11 protein-coding genes are annotated in these 19,543 nt (G+C 65.7%); 4 read left to right on the top strand and 7 right to left on the bottom strand.

Features of this window, described 5'->3' with window-relative positions; genetic code table 11:
- Nucleotides 1-107: 107 nt before the first annotated feature.
- Nucleotides 108-1,721: a tetratricopeptide repeat-containing sulfotransferase family protein gene (locus tag DX905_RS15130; RefSeq protein WP_240320886.1), complete on the top strand. Its 1,614-nt coding sequence runs from the start codon at nucleotides 108-110 to the stop codon at nucleotides 1,719-1,721.
- Here DX905_RS15130 and nagE read toward each other — a convergent pair.
- The 4 genes from nagE to DX905_RS15110 are packed head-to-tail and all read right to left on the bottom strand — an operon-like array spanning nucleotide 1,715 to nucleotide 10,966.
- A complete protein-coding gene (gene nagE / locus DX905_RS15125) occupies nucleotides 1,715-3,424 on the bottom strand; it encodes an N-acetylglucosamine-specific PTS transporter subunit IIBC (RefSeq protein WP_116092076.1) in 1,710 nt (569 codons plus the stop codon). The genes DX905_RS15130 and nagE overlap by 7 nt on opposite strands.
- The gene (ptsP, locus tag DX905_RS15120) at nucleotides 3,421-5,922 is read right to left on the bottom strand and encodes a phosphoenolpyruvate--protein phosphotransferase (protein WP_116092074.1); all 2,502 of its coding nucleotides are present in this window, start codon (nucleotides 5,920-5,922) and stop codon (nucleotides 3,421-3,423) included. The genes nagE and ptsP overlap by 4 nt, the downstream gene beginning before the upstream one ends.
- A complete protein-coding gene (locus DX905_RS15115; protein WP_240320885.1) occupies nucleotides 5,919-8,183 on the bottom strand; it encodes a family 20 glycosylhydrolase in 2,265 nt (754 codons plus the stop codon). Before DX905_RS15115 ends, ptsP begins: the two co-directional genes overlap by 4 nt.
- A gap of 35 nt (nucleotides 8,184-8,218) precedes the next feature.
- Nucleotides 8,219-10,966 carry a TonB-dependent receptor gene (locus DX905_RS15110; RefSeq protein WP_240320884.1) on the bottom strand — a complete coding sequence of 916 codons (2,748 nt, stop codon included), beginning with the start codon at nucleotides 10,964-10,966 and terminating at the stop codon, nucleotides 8,219-8,221.
- 231 nt (nucleotides 10,967-11,197) lie between these two features.
- Here DX905_RS15110 and DX905_RS15105 point away from each other — a divergent pair, with 231 nt between their 5' ends.
- Genes DX905_RS15105 through nagA form a run of 3 tightly spaced genes read left to right on the top strand, consistent with a single transcriptional unit; the run spans nucleotide 11,198 to nucleotide 14,108 of the window.
- Complete coding sequence (locus DX905_RS15105; protein ID WP_116092070.1) at nucleotides 11,198-11,932, top strand: GntR family transcriptional regulator; 735 nt, start codon at nucleotides 11,198-11,200, stop codon at nucleotides 11,930-11,932.
- A gap of 5 nt (nucleotides 11,933-11,937) precedes the next feature.
- Nucleotides 11,938-12,969 carry an SIS domain-containing protein gene (locus DX905_RS15100; RefSeq protein ID WP_205412274.1) on the top strand — a complete coding sequence of 344 codons (1,032 nt, stop codon included), beginning with the start codon at nucleotides 11,938-11,940 and terminating at the stop codon, nucleotides 12,967-12,969.
- Nucleotides 12,969-14,108 (top strand): N-acetylglucosamine-6-phosphate deacetylase, encoded by a 1,140-nt coding sequence (nagA, locus tag DX905_RS15095; protein ID WP_116092068.1) that lies wholly within the window; start codon nucleotides 12,969-12,971, stop codon nucleotides 14,106-14,108. Before DX905_RS15100 ends, nagA begins: the two co-directional genes overlap by 1 nt.
- A gap of 4 nt (nucleotides 14,109-14,112) precedes the next feature.
- Here the strand turns inward: nagA and DX905_RS15090 are convergent, their stop codons facing one another.
- The 3 genes from DX905_RS15090 to bglX all read right to left on the bottom strand — a co-directional run bounded on the left by DX905_RS15090 (nucleotide 14,113) and on the right by bglX (nucleotide 19,349).
- A complete protein-coding gene (locus DX905_RS15090; RefSeq protein WP_240320883.1) occupies nucleotides 14,113-15,567 on the bottom strand; it encodes a glucoamylase family protein in 1,455 nt (484 codons plus the stop codon).
- A gap of 98 nt (nucleotides 15,568-15,665) precedes the next feature.
- Entirely contained in the window at nucleotides 15,666-16,955 is a 1,290-nt protein-coding gene (locus DX905_RS15085; protein WP_162875669.1) for an MFS transporter, read from the bottom strand.
- Nucleotides 16,956-17,075: 120 nt separating this feature from the next.
- Nucleotides 17,076-19,349: a beta-glucosidase BglX gene (bglX, locus tag DX905_RS15080; protein WP_116092608.1), complete on the bottom strand. Its 2,274-nt coding sequence runs from the start codon at nucleotides 19,347-19,349 to the stop codon at nucleotides 17,076-17,078.
- Between the last annotated feature and the right edge of the window lie 194 nt (nucleotides 19,350-19,543).

Genomic DNA, 19,543 nt, shown 5'->3' with positions numbered 1-19,543 from the left:
TGCGCGCTGTTCCATCGCTTCAATGCGCGATAGGCTGGGGGGTGCAAGCAGCGGATCAGAACCGGCTCGCGAACGCCCGTGCAGCCGTTCGCCAAGGGCAATATGCAGTGGCCGATTCGTTGGCGCGCGAGACGCTGCGGCAATCCCCCGACGATATCGACGCGCTCGAAATCCTGTTCCTCTGCCAGCAAGCCCGCAACGATCGGCCGAATGCGGAAGCCACTCTCCGCCGCGTGATCATGCTGGCGCCTGGCCGGCAGTGGCCGCGCAGCGACCTTGCCCGGCTTTTGCTGGCAGGCGGGCGCAGGCCCGAGGCCGAGCATGTGCTGCGCGCCGCGCTGGCGGTGGACGAGAGCCATGCTGAAGCCCATGCCATGCTCGGCGCGTTGCTGTCCGAGCGCGAAATATTGGTACCGGGCGCACATCACCTTCATCGCGCGATCGCGCTGGCCGGGCGGCACCCCCAGCTTCTCGCCAATCTCGGCCGCAATCTCATGCGACAGGGCAAGCTTGGGGAAGCCGAGCCTCTCCTGCAGGATGCCATTGCCGCCGCGCCGGACATGCTCGCGCCCCTCGTGCATCTGGCTGAACTGGCCGAGCAGCGTGACGAGTTCGATCGGGCGGCTTCCTTGCTGGACCGCGCGGAAACCATTGCACGGCGCGAGGGGCGCGACGTCACGGCCCAGCGCGCTCACCTGCTCAGCCGCACCCGGCAATGGCGCGCCGGTCTCGCCTTGCTTGATGCCGTTGCCGACCTCTCCGGCACACCGCTGCTGCTGCGCGCGCGGCTGCGCGACCGCGCTGCCCGCTATGACGAGGCGTGGTGCGACGCGGTGCAAGCGAAGGCGCAACTCGCGCAGGCCCGGGGGCACGTCTACGCCGCCGAAGCGGTTGCGCGCGACTTCGAAACGTTGGCCGCGCTTGCCGCGCGGCTGAGCGAGCTTACCCCGGCGCCCACGCGTAACGACGTTGCCCAGCCGATTTTCATTCTCGGCTTCCCCCGTTCGGGAACGACAATGACGGAGCAGGTGCTGGCCAGCCATTCGCGGATTCGCGCCGGAGGGGAATTGCCGTTCGTGGCCGAACTGCCGACGCTCATCCAGGGATGGACGGGTCTACCCTTTCCGGCCGCGCTCGAGCAGTTGAAGGATGACGCCGGCATCGTCACACGCATACGCGACTTCTACCTCGCACAGGCGGAGGCCTACGGGCTGCTTGCCGAAGGCGCGGACTTCTTCACCGACAAGATGCCGCTCAACGAAGTCTACCTGCCGCTGCTGCGCCTCGCTTGCCCTGCGGCACCGCTGATTGCGGTTCAACGCGACCCCCGCGATATTCTGGTGTCGGCGATGCAGCACGACATGACGCACGGCTTGCACTGCACGTATCGGCTGGAAGACGCCGCGCGCCATCTGGCATCCGTGTCAGACCTCACCGAACGATATCTTTCCGCCGGTATCGCCCCTTACGCATTTCGCTACGAAAGCTTCATAGCCGACCAGAAGGTCGAGACCGCGAGGCTGATGGGCTTTATCGGCCTTCCTCCAGAGCCCGCGCAGACCGCATTCCACCAAAGCCGCCGCCATGCACCGACGCCAAGCTATGCTCAGGTGCGTGAGCCGCTCCACAACCGGGCGGTCGGACGGTGGCGCAATTATACCGGGCAACTTGCGCCGGTCGCGCCGCTCCTCGATCGGCCGATCGCGCGCGGCGGTTACTGACGCAGGGCTGCCGCGAGCGGGATAGCATCCGCGCCGACGATCAGGTGAACGATGCCGTCGGCGGGCACCGCGATCGCCCGCGTGCCCAGCGCTTGCAGTGCGGCGGCATCGATCCGGTCGACATCCCGCAGCTTTAGCCAGACACGGCTCGAGGCTGCGCCTGCCTCGAGCAGATTGTCACGCCCTCCGATCGCAGCGAGCCAAGATCTGGCATCGACCTGCGCGACGGGGATTGCCGCTTGCTGCCCTGGTGTCGGAGCGGGTGCAGCGAGTGTCCCGGCGGCGGCGCGCATCTCCGTGGCAACCTGGTCGGCAATCGGCCCCAGCACGACCTGGAGACCCTGCGCGCTGGGGCGTAGCAGGCCCCGCGCGCCAAGCGCCTTGAGCCGCGGCTCATCGACATTCGCCTGATTTACCACCAGCAGCCGCAGCCGCGTGGTGCAGGCATCGATGCTCGAGAGGTTGGACGATCCGCCGAGCGCGGCAATAAAGGCAGCCCCGCGATCACCCGCGGCGACCGGCGCGGCGATCGCCTCCGTCTCGCGGCCAGGCGTGTTCAGGTTGAAGCGGCGGATCGCAAAGCTGAACGCGACATAGTAAATGCCGAAATATGCCAGCCCGACCGGCAGCAGCAGCAACGGCCGCGTCGCCTTGGTGAAGTTGAGCACATAATCCAGCGCACCCGCCGAGAAGGTGAAGCCCAGCTTCACCCCGAGCAGGTCCATCACCACGAAAGCAGCACCGGTCAGCAGCATGTGCACCGCGTACAAAGCGGGCGCCAGGAAGATGAAGCTGAACTCGATCGGCTCCGTCACGCCGGTGAGGAAAGCGGTCAAGGCCATCGACAGCAGCAGGCCGCCCACTGCCTTGCGACGCTCGGGCAAGGCCGCGCGATACATGGCCAGGCATGCCGCGGGCAGGCCGAACATCATCACCGGGAAGAAGCCTGCCATGAAGCTGCCGGCGGCCGGATCGCCCGCGAAGAAGCGCTTCAAATCTCCGGTCGAGCCATGGAAATCGCCGACGATGAACCACACGACGTTGTTGAGGATATGGTGAAGGCCGGTGATGATCAGCAGCCGGTTGAACACGCCGTAGAGGAACAGCCCGACCATGCCCGAATGGATTACGATGCGGCTGAGCCCATCGACCGCTGCGGCGATTGGCGCATAGCCGAAGCCGACGATTGCAGCGAGGAACAGCCCGGCGAAACCCGATACGATCGGCACGAAGCGGCGGCCGCCGAAGAAGGAAAGATAGTCCGGCAATTTGATGGCCGAATAGCGGTTATAGGCTGCCCCCGCCGCAAGGCCCGACAATATGCCGACGGGCACCGACAATTTGTCGATCGCCTTGGTGCGGTAGGCTTCGCTGGCGAGATCCGCCGCCTCCTTGGCCAAACCCGCAATCACTTCGGCCGGCACCGGCAACAGGGTCGCCGCACCGCGCGTGGCGATCAGGAAGCAGACCAGACCGGCAAGCGCGGCCGCGCCATTGCCGTCCTTGGCCAGCCCCGCGCCGATCCCGGCCGCGAACAGCAGGCCGAGATTGTCGAACACGGCGCCACCCGCCGCCGCAACGAACGGCAGGTTGAGCAAATCCGGCTGGCCGAGGCGCAGCAGCAGACCGGCGATGGGCAATACCGCGATCGGCAGCATCAGCGCGCGCCCGAGCGGCTGTAGCGATTCCAGCGAGAACTTCACGCTAGGCCTCCCATGAAGGCACGAACCAGCTCGCGCACGACAGCGGCGCTCGCCGCATCGCAGGCGCGGGCGGCGAGGATCATCGCGCCCTGCATATCGATCCGCCGAACGATCTGCTTGATTTCGGCAACGGCGGCCGGCGGCACCGATAATTCGGTCACGCCCAGGCCGACGAGGATCGCGACCGCTTGCGGATCCGCCGCGACGCCGCCGCACACGCCAGTCCATCGGCCATGCCGGGCGCCGCCATCCACCGTCGCGCGGATCAGCCGCAACACCGCCGGATGGAGCGCGTCGAGCCCGGCGGCGGTCCCTGCATTGCCGCGGTCCATCGCCAGCGCATATTGGCTGAGATCGTTGCTGCCGATGGAGAAGAAGGCCGCATCCGCCGCGAGCGTATCGGCAATCAACGCGGCCGCCGGTGTCTCGACCATGATCCCAAGCGGCGGCGCCGCGCGGCCCATCGCGATGGCTTCGCGATCAAGGATCGCCCGTGCTTCGGTGAGCTCGCTCGCGCTTGCAACCATCGGCAGCATAATCTTGAGACCAGGGGCATCGACACCGATCAACGCGCGGAATTGCGTCCTCAGCAATTCCGGCCGCGCGAGCCCCAGCCGCAAGCCGCGCACACCCAGCGCGGGGTTTTCCTCCGCCGGCATCGGCAGATAGGGTGCGGGCTTGTCGGCACCGATATCGAGCGTGCGCACGATCAAGGGGCGGCCATCGAGCGCGTCCGCGATCGCCTGATAAGCCGCGCGCTGCTCCTCTTCGTCGGGAGCGCTCGGCCGGTCGAGAAATAGGAATTCCGTGCGTAGCAGGCCGCATCCTTCGGCGCCTTCGCGCACGGCCGCCTGCGCATCGGCCAACGATCCCAGATTGGCGAAGACTTCGATCGTCTTGCCGTCGCGCGTGACGGCGGCCTCGTGCTGGCGGGCTCGCGCCGCCGCCCCGTCCCTGTCGCGCGCACCCTGCTCGGCCGCGGCCGCTGCTTGGGCGGCGGGAGAGGGGTCGATGATGACGATGCCTTTGCTGGCGTCGAGGATCAGCGGAATATTGTCGGCAACACGCTCGATCGCGCGTCCGAGCGCGGTCAGCATCGGCACGCCCATCGACGCGGCGATGATCGCCGCGTGCGATGTAGGCCCGCCCTCGGCCGTGCAGATGCCGCCGACGCTGGCATCGGCCAGCGCCATCAATTGCGAAGGGAGAATTTCCCGCGCGATAAGGATCGCCCCCGCCGGCACGGCGCGGTCGAGTTCCTCGCCCGCCAATGCCGCGAGGACCTGGCGCTCCACGTCGCGCAGATCGTCGATCCGTTCGGCGAAGCGATCGCCGCCGCCCGCGAGCGCGGCCGCAAATCCTTTGCCGGCCCCGATCCACGCCTGCCCGGCCGAGGCGCCTGCCGCGATCGCCTTCTCCGCCTCGCCCAGCAGCGCCGGATCGTCGAGAAAGGCGAGATGGGCCTGCGCGACCTGCGCGGCCGCGCCCTGCCCCAGCGACCGCGGCCGCAGATAGTCCCGCACGACACTGCGCGCCGTCTCGAGTGCCGCGCGCTCCTCCCCTATGCCGCTGCCGCGCGCACTTGGCGCCGGCACCGCCAAAGGATCGAAGCGGAAGCTCCTCCCCACGGCGAAACCGGGCGCGGCCGTGACGCCCCGCAGTGTCCCGGTCGGCGCGGCGGCTGGCTCAGGCTCAGGCTCAGCGACAAAGGCAGCCATCGGCATCGTCGCTGCATCGGAGGCGACCGCCGCCAATTCCCCCATGCCGCTTTCGATCAAGTCGACGATCGCCGCCACCGCCGCTTCCGCCTGCGCTCCACCGGCCGAAACCGTGACATCCGCGCCATGGGCAAGCGTCAGCGCGAGCATCGCCACCGGGCTCAATGCCGATGCGGTCCTGCCATCCTGCGTGCGTAGTTCCACGCTTGCCTCGAAGCCGCGCGCCAGTTCCGCGATGCGCGCCGCCGGGCGGGCGTGCAGGCCGTGCTTGAGCGGCAGCCGCAGGCTCCGCGAACTGGTCTGAACCGCTTGGTCGCTGGCTGAGGTCCCGGTGGTGGCCTGCACTTCGAGCAAGGCCGCGCCGCCCGCCACCAATCGTTCCGTACTGCCCGAAACGCCCTCGCCGCGCGTGACGATTACCGGCGTGATCAGGCTTCTCGCGTGGCGCGCGAGATAATCCATGTCGAAGCTGATGAGCGCCTCGCCCGCCGCAACGCGCTGGCCCTCGGTGACGTGGGCGGTGAAGCCGGCACCAGCGAGCGCCACCGTATCGATCCCGATGTGGATCAGGAGCTGTACGCCACTGTCCAGCTCGATCGTCACGGCATGGCGCGACGGGTTGAGCGTGACGATCACGCCCGGGCCCGGAGCGGTCACCTCGCCCTCGGTCGGATCGATGGCCACCCCATCGCCCAGCATCCGTCCAGCGAACACTGGATCGGGAACATCGTCGAGTGCGGTAACCCAACCGGCCAGCGGACTGGCGATTGCGACCGTCATTGATCCGGCGCCAGCGTCAACTTATCGATCACCCACAGCGGATTGAGCGCATCTTGCGTGAAGGTGATGCAAAGGTCGCGCGTGCCACCGCCTGCCTTGACCGCGCCGCTGAGCGTCGTGACGCCGCTATTCGCCGCGGCAGGCGCAAGCGGCAGCTTCGCGATCACCGGGCCGTCGCAATCGTCCTGCCGGATCTCCAGCTCACCCGCAGGCGTTTCCGGCTTGCGGAAGGTGATATGGTTGATCGCGTCGCCGATCGAGAAGTTGAACGGCACGTTGCCGACCACCGCCGTCGCCTTGCTCACCCCGTCGAGCGGAGCGCCGCGCCAGCGCCAGCACGGCTGCATGATATCGACCCAATGGATTGCACGCGGCCCGGCGGCGGGGCCGTCATCCTCCAGCCGCAGCGGCAATTTGTTCGCGCACAGCTCCAGCTGCGCCCCGTCGCGCGTGGACAGGCTTGCTGCATCGACGCGGAAGCTCTTCGCCACGCCCAATGGCCGGGCGTCGAGGAAAGCCTGTGCCGTCAGGATGCCGCTGGTATCGATCGGTGCCTGATAGGCCGGTGAAGCCGCAGTCGGCGCGGTCCCATCGGTGGTATAGCGGATCGTACCAATGCCTGCCTGTTGGCGCAGTGATACCTTGAGCGCCCCCGGTGTGCCGCTGATGTTGGCCTGCGGCACGAGCGGCGTCACATCATAGCCCAGCTTGAGCGCCTGATAACGGCCAAGCTCGGCGGCAAGCCGTGGCGCAAAGCCGGCCCAGTCGCGCGTCTCGGGCTTGGACCAGCCGAGTTCCGCCAGGATCGCCGCACGTGGCCAGATCATGCGCTCCACATAATCCGTGGTCCGGGCATGCTCGGTCCATTCATTGACCTGCAGGCCGAGCAGATGCTTACGCTCATCCACGGTCAGCGCCGGCGGCGCCACGTCGAAAGCATACAGCTTCTTCCAGTCGATGATTGCCCCGCGGCCGGGCGGCTCATCCGCGGAATCGCTCTGGCGATTGTCGAGATACAGGTCCGGCGCCGGCGACAGCACTGCGTCATGCCCCGCCTTCGCAGCCGTGATCGCGCCATCCATGCCGCGCCACGACATGATCGTGGCCGTCTGCGGCACGTCGCCGAGCAATATCTCGTCCCAGCCGATCAGGCGCCGCCCACGCTTTTCGATGTAGGCGCCGATCCGCGCGGTGAACCAGCCCTGCAGCTTGTCGTCGCTGGTCAGGCCGAGCGCGGTACGCTTGGCCTGAATGCGCGGATTGGCGGCCCATTGCTCCTTGGTCGCCTCGTCCCCTCCGACATGGATGTAGCGCGAGGGGAACAGCTCCATCACCTCGTCGAGCACATTTTCCAGGAAGGTGAAGGTCGCATCCTCGGTGCTGAACAGATTGGGCAATATGCCCCAATCGTTGCTCGGCTGGGTCAGCCGCGTTGGGGAGGATCCCAGTTCCGGATAAGCGGCGATCGCGGCACTGGCATGGCCGGGCATCTCGATCTCGGGCACGATCGTGATGTGGCGCGCGGCGGCATAAGCGACGATCTCGCGAACCTCGGCCTTGGTGTAGAAGCCGCCATAGCGCACCGGATTGCCCGCAGCGTCGAGACCAGCCGCGCCGGCTTCCTGGCGCCATGCCCCGACTTCGGTAAGGCGGGGGTAGCGATCGATCTGCAACCGCCAACCCTGGTCGTCGGTCAAATGCCATTGCAGCACGTTGAGCTTATCCAACGCCATCCGGTCGATCAGCCCCTTGATGAAGGCGGGCGGCTGAAAATGGCGGCAGGAATCGAGCATCACGCCACGCCAGGCGAATGCAGGCGCGTCGTCGATCGTCATGGCGGAGATCGTACCGCCGGGGCCGGCTTGCTGGATCAGCTGCCAGAGCGTGACCGCGCCATAATATAGACCGGTGTCGGTCGAGGCCCGGATGGTGACCCCCCTGGGCGTCACATCCAGCTTGTAGGCCTCGCCGCCAGTAACCGTGCGATCCCGCCGAAGGTGGATCGTCCGGCCCTTGCCGTCGGCGATTGCCGGCAGGCTGGATCGGATGAGCAATTCATTCAGCCGATCGGCGGCGGCGCGCACGCCGGGGTCGCCGGCATCGTATGACAAAGTGCTGCCCGCCGGCGCGAACGCCCCCGCTTTCGGCACGATCGAAGCCGGCATGGGCAGCAGGGGCACGGAAACCGTCAGAGGGCTGGCGGTTTCCGCGGCCGCCGTGCCCGACAGAAGGGCAGCGGCGGCAATCAACATCAGGCGCATCGACATTTCACCTCGGCCGGCACGCCCACCTTGTTTCAGAACGTGACCTTGGCGCCAACCCAGAAGGTGCGGCCGTTATTGTAATAGGCCCGCGGGATGCTGGGATTGCCCACGAAGTAATAGAGCTTCTTGTTGAGCAGGTTCTGCGCGTCCACCGTCAGCGCGATCTGTTGCGTGACATGAACCAGGATCGATCCGTCGAGCTGACCGAAATCGTCCTGCCACATTGGGGTGCCGCGATCGATGCCGGAGCGGAACTTCGATCGGAAGCTGTAGGCCGCGCGGGCGCTCAGCAGGCTGTTTTCGAAGTACAGCGTGGCATTGTAGGTATGCTTGCTGTTGCCATCGATCGTGCCCCCGCCCTTCGCCTTGGCGTCGGCATAAGTGTAATTGGCGAGGATGCCGAAGCCGAACCACAGCGGCTGCTGCCAGTTTACTTCGAAGCCCTTGTTGGTGCCGCCCTTGCCGTTGACGGGCGCGGTGACAAGGAAGTTCGCGCCCTGCGGATGCTGCTGGGTGGTGTAGAATTGCGTCGTCGTCTGGTTCGTGATGTACGATTGGATATCGAGCGCGAATACGCCGACCGAGATCAACGCCTGCTTGCCGTAATACCATTCACCTGCGACGTTATACTGCCAGGCGCGGGTCGGCTTGAGATGCGGATTGCCGCCGGCCGTGCCCGTCAGCGCCAGGTCCGAAAGCGAGAAGGCGCCGGCAAGCTGCGCGTAGCCGGGCCGGGTCATGACCTTGGAAACCGACCCGCGCACCAGCAGATCCGGCTGGATATTATAGGTCAGGTTGGCGCTCGGCAGGATGTCCCAATATTTGCTGTTGTCCTTGACCGTGCCGAAATTGCCGAAGACGTTCTTGATGTCGAGCACCGGCGCATTGGGGGAATATTGGGTCGTGTCGAGGTCGGTGTGGACCGCCCGCACGCCGACATTGCCGCGCCAGTCGCTGTCGTTGCCCAGTTTGGCCATCGCATAGACCGCCTGCGTTTCCTCCTTCACGGAGAAGCTGAGCGGCGGATAGAAAGCGAACTGGCGGCCACCCGCTACGCTGTCGAGCTCGTTCTGGACCTTGCCCTGGTCGGCCAGCGAATATTGCGGGAAATCGTAGAGCCCCTTGCCGAAGTTGCCGGGGATCAGATCGCCGTCATAGACGGTCCCGAGGCCGACGCCCTTCGTGCCGGAGTAGAGGCCGTTACCCGGCCAGGCATAAGCCGTATAATCGAGCGAACGGGTGTGATGGGTCAGGCGCCCGCCAACCTTGATCGACTTGACGAAGCCATTGTCGGGCAGCTCCAGTTCGACGTCGGCGCGGCCGTACAATTCCTTGTCCGGGGAGATGATTTTGCCGCCCCATGACCAGCTGTAATAATTGTTGAGATAGGCCTGGCTCGTGGGATCGGTCGGCAGGCCGGGGAACGACACGTCCGCCGTCTTGCCGGTGATCGAATAATTGACGCCGGTGTCCCAGTAGGTTTCCCAGGCGAATGTGTCGGTCGTGGCACCCTTGCCCTTGGTGTAGCCGACCTCACCGGTCAGCGTCAGGTTATCGGTCGCGTGAAAGGTCACATCTCCGTTGGCCACCAGCGTCGAGGAATAGGCCTTGCGGAAGATGTCGTCCTGCACGCGCCCCTGGATGGCCGCGCCGCCAGTCGTGGTCGGGTTGAAGTTCGCCTGCGTCAGAAAGCCATCTCTGATCGTGTAGCTGGCGAGCGCGTTGTTCGGCCCCGGGGTTGAATTGCTGCCGATCACGCGGCTGATCCACGCCATCGAATTCGTGTTCACATTGTCCGCGTCCAGGCGCGTGTAGAGACCGTTGATATTGACCTCGACCCGATCGCTCGGCTTGAACTGGACCGCGACCAGACCGCCCTTGCGCGTGCGCTTCTGCCGAAAATATGCGGCACCGATCAGGTTCGGCGCGGTCACGGTTTGCCCCGTACCCGCGAAGTTGGTGTAGTCGGTATAGCCCAGGATCTCCTGGCCATCGCGACGGAAGTCGCGCTTCTGGAAGAAGCCGGCGGCAAGAACGCCGAACGTTCCTTCATCATTCTTCCAGCTAACCAGGCCCGAGGCCTGCGGCGTCCACTTGTCGGCCAGATCGTTATAGGCGGCCTGTCCGGTCAGCGAGATCGTGCCCTGGGGCAGATCGAGCGGCTTGCGGCTGTGGAGATTGATCGTGCCGCCGATGCCGCCTTCCTGCAAATCCGCCTGACTGGACTTGTAGACTTCAAGGCTGCCGACGATTTCGGACGGCAGCAAGCTGAAATCGAAGCTGCGCCCGCCCGATGTCTGATCGAGCACGAACCAGTCGCCGGTGGCGACGCTGTGTCCATCGAGCAAGGTCAGGTTGAGCGAAGGATCGGTGCCCCGGATCGATACATTCTGGTTCTCGCCGAAACCGCCGGCAGCGGCCGAGCCGGTAACGACGTTGACGCCGGTCAGGCGTCCGAGCGAGTCGGCGACATTCTTATCCGGGAATTTGCCGATATCCTGCGCGGTGAGCACTTCGCTCACCATGTCGGAGCGGCGCTTCTGGTCGAGCGAGGCCTGGATCGAGGCGCGGATGCCGGTAACGACGATTTCGTCGCCATCCGCGCCGCTGCGCTCCTGCGCGGGGCTGACACCGCCCTTGATGTCGCCCGCCGAAGCCTTGCCTTCCGTCGTCGGCGTTGAATTGCTGGTCGATGTATCCTGCGCCCATGCGGGCGCGGCAACCGACATCGCGATCAGGCTTACACCGACTGCGAAAATCCCCTTACGATCCTTGACCATGCTAATGACTCCCCAATGCCGCCCGTGCGTGATGACAAGGCCAATCTATGACCAATGTGAAACAACCCTGCGAACGCCAGAACCGATACACTGCCGATTCCGTACCTGATGATGCGATTAGGACGGATTGGTAACAAGATTGCAATACCAAAAATGCAATGAAAGCAATTTTTGGTATTGTAGTGGTATCTTTCGTACGGCAAGAAGGGTGCAGCATGGAGGGGTCAGCATATGTTCGTTGAACGGGTCGGCCGGTTGTCCGCAGGGGACAGCGCGCCGCTCTATCTCCAGCTGCAGCGGGTGCTGCGCCAGGCGATCGAGTCGCAGATATTATCGGCTGACGAGGCCTTGCCGGCCGAGCGCGAATTGGCCGATGCCTTCGAAGTATCGCGCGTTACCGTGCGCAAGGCGCTGGACGGGCTGGTCGATGCCGGTTTGCTGACCCGCCGCCACGGCGCAGGCACCTTCGTCGCCACGCGGGTGGAAAAGAATTTCGCGACGATCACATCCTTTACCGAAGATATGCAGGCGCGCGGCCGCCATCCGCACAGCGAATGGCTCGCCCGGTCGGAAGGCCTGGTAACCCCGGAAGAGGCGATGGCGCTCGGCCTGAGCCCCGGCACGCGGGTCTTCCGCTTCACCCGCATTCGCTATGCCGACGAGCAATCGATGGCGCTGGAATTCTCAACCGTGCCGGCAAGCGATCTGCGCTCGTTGGATGCAGTCGAGGAGTCGCTTTACGCGGCGCTGGGCGATGCCCGTCCGGTGCGCGTTCTCCAGCGGCTGCGCGCGGTTTTGTTCACCGCCGACCAGGCCGAGATGCTCGATGTCGAGGCGGGCGCACCGGCACTGGAGATCGAACGCCGTGGCTATGCCCAGGATGGGCGGACGGTCGAGTTCACCCGCTCGCTCTACCGGGGCGACAGTTACGACTATGTCGCCGAATTCGGCACCGGCCCCGCTTGATTCCGATGCTCGATCCGCATTCCACCTTGATGTTCGCGGAAGCCGCGGAAGCCGCCGCCGCCATACGGCAGCAGCATGCGCGCAATGCCGATGCCGCCGCCCGGCTCGGCGAAATGCTCCGCGACAGTCCGCCGCGCGTCGTGATCACGCTGGCGCGCGGCAGCTCCGACAATGCTGCGACCTTTGCGCGTTACCTCATCGAAACGCATGCCGGCGTGCTGACCAGTTCCGCCTCCCCTTCGGTCTCGTCGGTCTATGACGCCGCGCCGGGGATGGATGGAACGATCATGCTGGCAATGTCGCAGTCCGGGCGCAGCCCCGATCTCGTGGCGGCGGCAACCGCGGCTAAGGATCAGGGCGCGTTCCTGGTGTCGCTGGTCAATGACGAAGCCTCGCCCTTGTTCGCGCTGGCAGACGTTGCCCTGCCCTTGTGCGCCAGCCCGGAAAAGAGCGTTGCCGCCACCAAATCCTTCATCGCGACGCTGGCCGCGATATTGCACATGCTGGCCGAGTGGCAGCAGGACGCGCGCCTGCTGGACGCCGTGCGCGCTTTGCCCGACCTGCTCGAGCAAGCCTGGGCAAAGGACTGGTCGGCAGCCCTGCCAACATTGCAGGCCGCGGATCACCTGTATGTCGTCGGCCGCGGCCACGGCTTCGGCGTCGCGCAGGAAATGGCGCTCAAATTCAAGGAAACCTGCGGCTTTCATGCCGAAGCGTTCAGCGCGGCCGAGATCCGCCACGGCCCGATGGCCTTGGTCGGGCCCGACTTCCCCGTGTTGCTGACCGCGCAGAACGACGAATCGCAGGAAAGCGTGCGCTCGCTCGCCGACCAGTTCACCGCCCGCGGCGCACAGGTGCTCGTTGCCGGCTTGCAGGGTACTTCGGGCATCACGCTCCCCGCGCTCGAGGCGGACCCGCTGGTGCAGCCGATCCTGCTCGTGCAGAGTTTTTATCGCATGGTGAACCAGCTTTCGGTGGCGCGCGGGCGGGACCCTGACCGGCCGCCGACCCTCGCCAAGGTCACGGAAACCCTCTGATGGCGCTGGCCCTCGTCAATGGCCGCGTCTTGCTCCCCGCCGGGTTGCGCGACGACGTGTGCGTGGTGATCGAGGGTGATCGCATCCGCGCCATTTCGTCCGAGCCCGCGGCTGAGGCCGAACGCATCGATCTGGCCGGCAAGCTGCTGCTGCCCGGCTTCATCGATACGCAGGTGAATGGCGGCGGCGGGATATTGTTCAACGACGGCCTGAGCGTCGAGGCCGTCGCCGCGATCGGGGCCGCGCACCGCAATTACGGGACTACCGGCTTTCTCCCCACGCTGATCAGCGACGATTTGAGCGTGGTCGCGCGTGCGATTGCCGCCGTCGATGCGGCGATCGAGGCGGGGGTACCGGGCGTACTCGGCATCCACATCGAAGGGCCGTTTCTCAGCCTCGCACGCCACGGCATCCACGACCCGGCGAAGCTTCGCCGGTTCGATGCCGATGCGGTCGAGCTGCTGAGCTCCGCCAGGCACGGCCGCACCTTGGTCACGCTCGCGCCGGAGGAAGTCGATCCGGCGGCGATCCAGGCACTGGTCGCACGCGGCGTGATCGTGGCGGCGGGCCATACCGATGCCGATTATGAGACGGTCCGCACCGCCATCGATCACGGTCTGACCGGCTTCACCCACATCTTCAACGCGATGTCGCCTCTGATGAACCGCGCACCCGGTGCCGTCGGTGCCGCGCTGGAGGATGACCGCACCATTGCCGGCATCATCGTCGACGGTCATCATCTTCATCCCGCCACCGTCCGCATCGCGCTGCGCGCCAAGGGCCCGGATCGGCTGATGCTGGTAACCGACGCCATGCCCAGCGTCGGCACTACGGAGACCAGCTTCACGCTGCAGGGCCGCCATATTCATGAGGAGGACGGCCTGCTGCGCGACGATCAGGGCGTGCTGGCCGGTTCCTCGCTGGATATGGCGAGCGCGGTCCGCAATCTGATGGCGCAGACTGGCGCTTCGCTCCGCTCCGCGGCCGCAATGGCGTCAGCCGTACCGGCACGCTTCCTGGGATTGGCCGAGGAAACCGGCACGATCGCCGCCGGGCTGCGCGCCGACCTCATTCTGGTCGATGACGATTTGAATGTCGTGCGGAGCTGGATCGGCGGCCGCGAGGATCTTCAGCAATAGGCTGTCAGCCAGCGGCACGCGCCGGTTTGGCATCCAGCCACCCGCCCTTGAATCCCGCCCGGCGCAGGCCGCGGACGATGTTCGGGTTTCGGCGCATCACCTTCCAGATGAAGCCGGTGAGATGATTTTCGATCATGCCCAGAATCGGGCCTTGATCGATTCCGATATAATCGCCGTCGACCCAGCATACACCCGGCACGATCCGCCCATATCGGATCGGGCCGCCCTTGAGCGACGGGTTGAACGAATCCCAGAAACCATATTCGCCGAAGATCGCGCGGCCGTACCGCGTCTGCATCTCGCGCAAGGCCGGAAGGACGATCTCCGGCGCGAAGGCGATCGAGCCGGCAGCGGCCGTCGGCGCCAGCGTTCCATCGTCGCGGTCGCCCGGGCCGCGCGCGGAATAACTGTAATATTGGCGGGTTACCCCGTCCTGCATGATCGTGAAGTCCCCGGGTCCGTCGCAGGCGGTGAGCCCCCACACGTTCGGCCCATAGCCGTCCCAGCCCCCGGGATTGCGGATCGCATACTCGCGCTGCGCATAAGTCGCGCGGCGGCTATTCTCGAAATAATCGAGCTGTCGTTCGCTGTTATAAGCGTCGTGGATCTCCCGGAAATCGACCCACATGTGGCTGTATTGGAAGCCGAAAAGCGGCGGGAAGGCGATATACGGGTCCTTGTCGGCGGCGTTCCAGGCACGGTCGAAGGTGGCGGTCCAACGATCCCACGTCTCCGGCTCGATCGGGTTTGTGGGTGAGCCGAGTGCGAGCACGTATAGCAGCAGGCTTTCGTTGAAGCTGTCCCAGTCGGACGCGATGAAGCCCTGTTCCGGATGCCAGCCCATCGCCAGGAAGTGCTGCCGCGGTCGCGGCCACGTCCATTCGACCCGATCGTAAATCTGCTGCGCAAGGGCCCGAATTTCCGCTTCCTCGGGATGGCGGCGGTCGAAATAGCTCTGCGCGAACAGGATGCCCCCGAGCAGCAACGCCGTATCGATCGTCGACAATTCGGTCTGCCCCAGCCGCGTGCCGGTGTTGAGGCCGAGGAAATGATAGAAGAATCCGCGATAACCGGCGACGCCCTCCGCCTCCGGCCCCTGCTTCGCGGCGGCGAAGAAACGCACAGTGGCCAGCGTGCGCTTGCGCGCTTCGCCCCGCGCCATCCATCCGCGCGAAACGCCAATCGGCCATGCCGTCAGCGCAAAGCCGGTCGCAGCGATGCTCGCGAACGAGACGGTCGGCCAGCGATCCGGCGCGAGGCCGTTGTCCGGCTGATGCGTATCGCGGAAATAGTTGAACGTCCGCCGTGCGATTTCGAGCAGAAAGGCTTCATCGCCCTCCGTCGTCCCGCCCGCCGGGCGGACATGGCCAAGGCCCGCGCAGCCGGACAGCAACGCGGTCGAGCCGAGCAGCAAGCTGCGCCGATCGAAACTGGTCAGAGGTGAAATCCTAGCCATCATATCTGCAGCCGCACGAATGCGGCCGCCATCTGCCTCCCGCCACTATCGCGCCCGACGGGCGGCTCTGTAACCGGTTTCATCGATCCGTGACAACCCGATCAGTCACGGCTGACAAGCGATCGTGGGAAGCGCAGCATCGCGCCCGAAGCGCCGGCCAGTCCCAATAAGGGCAACGCAGCCGTCAACCAGATCAGGCTGCTCAGGACCCGCGGCGATTGCGCCTCGCCCGCGACATAGCCGGACCAGGACAGCAATGCTCCGAAGACCGCCACGGCAACGCCCATGGTGACTTTCTGCATCAGCGCCGCGATCCCAAACAGGAACGTGTCCATACGGAGGCTGCCCGGCCGGCCGCCATGTTCGACAACATCGGGAATGAGCGCCCAAAAACCGAAGAACAGGCCCTGCCCGCCTGCCTGGAACAGGATGAACAGCATTTGCGCGGGCAGGATCGAGGTCGGCCGCAGCACCAGCAACCCGATCAATGCCAGCCCTGCCGTCACAGCGCTGATCTGCCATTGGGCGCGATGGCCGAGACGCGCCGCACAGAACATCCACAACGGGATCGCCAGCACGCCGGCGATGCTCATCATCGCAAGCGCCGCCGATCCCGCGGCGACATCTCCGACCTCATATTTGAAATAATAGGGAATCGCCCGGGTGAGTACGGCCATCGCCGCGACCGCGCCGCAGATACCGAGATTGACCATCGCGAAGGCGCGATTCCCTGCGATCGTGGCCACGACCGCCCTAAACCGGAAGGGCGGACGCGCGCTGGATAGAGGAGCCGCCACTGGCCGCATGCTGCCGACTACGAACAGCATCGCTGTCGCGACGATCCCGAACAGGCCTGCGGCGGCGGCATAGCCGATCCGCGGCATCAGCCCGATACAGGCCTGCGTCCCGATCGCCACGACGAACGCGGCGCCCGCCCCCAGGATCATGCGCAGCCCGGCAATGCGGGAGCGGCTCGCGCTGTCGGGCGCGATCTGCACCGTCAGCGCGGCATAAGGCACGTTGACCGCGACATAGAGCGTGCGGAACAGCATGTGCGCGATCAGCGCGAACCCCGCCAACCATGCTCCCTGCAAGGGCACGGGCAGGTAGAGCAGTACGAACGCGATCCCCAGCGGCACGGCATTGACGCGCACGAAGGCACGGCTGCTGCGCCGGTCGGCGGCGACACCGATGATCAGCGCCGCAAGCCCGTCCCAGACGGACGCGATCAGCGTGATCAGTCCCGCCAGCGCCGCGGACAGGCCAAGCGTGTCGGTATAGAAGAACAACAGATAGAAGGTGATGCTCTGCCAGTAGAGATTGCAGGCAAAGTCTCCGCTGGAGAATAAGAGGCTCCTGCCCCAGCCGAGCGGCGTTGGCGCCGTTGCCATCCCCGTCCCTGCACGAACAGGCTTCATTCCCGCATCGGCCAAGAAGGAATATGTTGTCCGCCGTGGATCATCGCCTTGCTTGTAGGCAAAGCCCGCGCGGCGACAACCGAAACGGCACGATCACGCCGTAAGCGTGAAGCTCGCGGGCGTGCCGCCGACCGACGACGGCGCGACCCAGACGTCGAATATGCCAGGTTCGGCATAGGTCTTGAGGTCCGGATGGACGAAGCCGAGATCCGCGGTGGACAGCGTGAATTCCACGGTCGCGCTCTTGCCCGGCTTGAGATCGAGATGCTGGAAGCCCTTCAGCGCGCGCACCGGCTGGGTCATGCTCGCCACGCGATCGTGGATGTAAAGCTGCGCCACCTCATGCGTCGCATGGGCGCCCGTGTTGGTGACGGTGGCGGTAACCTTCAGCACCTGCCCGCCTGACAAGGTCGGGGCGCTCACCTGGGTCGGCGCATAGGAGACGCTCGAATAGGTCAGGCCATGGCCGAACGGATACAGCGCGTCGTTGGTGATCTCGCGATAGCGCGCCTTCCAATTGGCGTCGTCACTGACCTGCGGCCGCCCGGTCGCGCGGTGATTGTAGAAAAACGGCTCCTGGCCCGATGCCTGGGGAAAGCTGACCGGCAGACGCCCTTGCGGTGCGAAATCCCCGAACACGACATCGGCGATGGCATGGCCGGTTTCCGAGCCGAGGAACCAGGTCGCCATGATCGCCGGCGCATTGCGGACCGCGCCGGCGAGCGCGAGCGCGCGGCCATGGCGCAACAACACCACCATCGGCTTGCCAGTCGCGGCAAGCGCCTCGGCCAGCGCCATTTGCGGAGCGGGAACGACGATATCGGTGCGCGACTGCGCTTCGCCCGCCATGTTGGTGCTTTCACCCACCACCAGCACGATGACGTCGGATGCCATCGCCGCCGCAATCGCCGCCGGGATCCCGCCTTCCAGCGGCTTTTCATAGTCCGAGCCACGCTCAACGCGCAGCGCGGCGTTCCGGCCGAGCGCCCCGCGAAATCCTTCCTCGATCGTCACGCAGCTTTCGATGTCGGGGAAGTTGGCCCATGGACCCGGGCAATCCGCTTTGTCGGCGATCGACGGGCCGATCAGCGCGATCGACTTGCCGGACTTTGGCAACGGCAGCAGACCGCCTTCATTCTTGAGCAGCACCACCGATTTGCGCGCGCACTCGCGCGCCAGCGCGATCGCGTCCGGGCGCCGCACGTCACGTTTCTCGCGGACCAGATCGAGCGAGCGGAACGGATTTTCAAACAGGCCGAGCGCCCGCTTGACCGTCAGCACGCGCCGCACCGACGTGTCGACCGTCTCCATGCTGACCCGTCCGTCCTTCACCAGGTCGGGCAGATGCTTGATGTACAATGCGCTCTGCATCGAAATGTCGCAGCCGGCATTGATCGCCTTGGCGGCGGCGTCCGGCCCGTCGGCGGCATAACCGTGCAGGATCATCTCCTCGTCCGACGTATAATCGGACACGACCAGGCCGCGGAATCCCCATTCCCCGCGCAATATGTCGGTCAGCAGATAATGATTGCCAGTCGATGGCACGCCGGCAATGTCGTTGAAGCTCGACATGGTCGAGAGCGCACCGGTATCGAACGACGCCTTGAACGCGGGCAGATGGACTTCGCGCAGCGTCGTTTCGGGAATGTCGGCGGTGTTATAGTCCATGCCGCCCAGGACCGCGCCATAGGCCGCGAAATGCTTGGGGCAGGCGAGCACGCTGTCATTGTTGCGCAGGTCGCCATTCTGGAAACCCTGAACGCGCGCCTTGGCGAACTCGACACCCAGATAGGTGTCCTCCCCCGACCCTTCGACCACCCGCCCCCAGCGCTGATCGCGCGCGACGTCGACCATCGGCGCGAACACCCAATGGATGCCCTTGGCCGACGCCTCGACCGCGGCGGCACGCGCAGTACGGCGGGCAAGCTCGGGGTCGAAGCTCGAGGCTTCGGCCAGCGGCACCGGGAAGGTCGTCTTCATGCCGTGGATCGTGTCCGCGGCGAAGATCATCGGGATCTTACTGCGCGACTGCAGCGCGATCCGCTGCAGCTCGCGGCCGCCCGCCACGCCGATTCCGTTGAACACGCCGGTCAGGCGCCCGGCGGCGATATCGGCCTTGAGCTGGTCGAGGCTCTGGCGGTTGGCCGTGGGATTGACCGGCGGCCCATCGGTGCGGGCGGGGTCGCTGTAAATGGTGAGCTGGCCCGCTTTCTCCTCGATGCTCATCCCGGCGATGATGCGTTCGATGAACGGATCGCGCGTCTCGGCGCGTTCGGCCCAGACGCGGGCGGGCGTCACCATCGCGGCGATCGCGGCGGCGGATGCCCCTTTCAGCAGCGAGCGGCGGGTCGGGCGTGAAGCGGTCATGGTCATACTTTCATACTGATGAATGCTTCGGCCCCGGCGCGCGGGCAGAAGAAAGGAAAGAGGGAAGTGACGGGCATATGTTCCCGGCCGTCCTCGCACGGCGCCACGAACGGCAGCCCGGAATCAATCGATGATCCCGGCTGTAAGCTGTGGGCATTCGTGTCGACTTGTGTGTGTTCGCCATCAAAGCTCGC

Origin of the sequence: Sphingomonas crusticola (assembly GCF_003391115.1) — a bacterium.
Classification (GTDB): Bacteria; Pseudomonadota; Alphaproteobacteria; order Sphingomonadales; family Sphingomonadaceae; genus Sphingomonas_I; species Sphingomonas_I crusticola.
The sequence above is the reverse complement of the archived record's forward strand: the minus strand, read 5'-3'. Positions and strand labels throughout refer to the sequence as shown.

Excerpts from the sequence above, each read along its gene's own strand:
- ptsP (WP_116092074.1), bottom strand. The coding sequence starts at position 5,922 with ATGACGGTCGCAATCGCCAGTCCGCTGGCCGGTTGGGTTACCGCACTC.
- DX905_RS15115 (WP_240320885.1), bottom strand. The coding sequence starts at position 8,183 with ATGCGCCTGATGTTGATTGCCGCCGCTGCCCTTCTGTCGGGCACGGCG.
- DX905_RS15110 (WP_240320884.1), bottom strand. The coding sequence starts at position 10,966 with ATGGTCAAGGATCGTAAGGGGATTTTCGCAGTCGGTGTAAGCCTGATC.
- DX905_RS15105 (WP_116092070.1), top strand. The coding sequence starts at position 11,198 with ATGTTCGTTGAACGGGTCGGCCGGTTGTCCGCAGGGGACAGCGCGCCG.
- DX905_RS15100 (WP_205412274.1), top strand. The coding sequence starts at position 11,938 with ATGCTCGATCCGCATTCCACCTTGATGTTCGCGGAAGCCGCGGAAGCC.
- nagA (WP_116092068.1), top strand. The coding sequence starts at position 12,969 with ATGGCGCTGGCCCTCGTCAATGGCCGCGTCTTGCTCCCCGCCGGGTTG.
- DX905_RS15090 (WP_240320883.1), bottom strand. The coding sequence starts at position 15,567 with ATGATGGCTAGGATTTCACCTCTGACCAGTTTCGATCGGCGCAGCTTG.
- DX905_RS15085 (WP_162875669.1), bottom strand. The coding sequence starts at position 16,955 with ATGGCAACGGCGCCAACGCCGCTCGGCTGGGGCAGGAGCCTCTTATTC.
- bglX (WP_116092608.1), bottom strand. The coding sequence starts at position 19,349 with ATGACCGCTTCACGCCCGACCCGCCGCTCGCTGCTGAAAGGGGCATCC.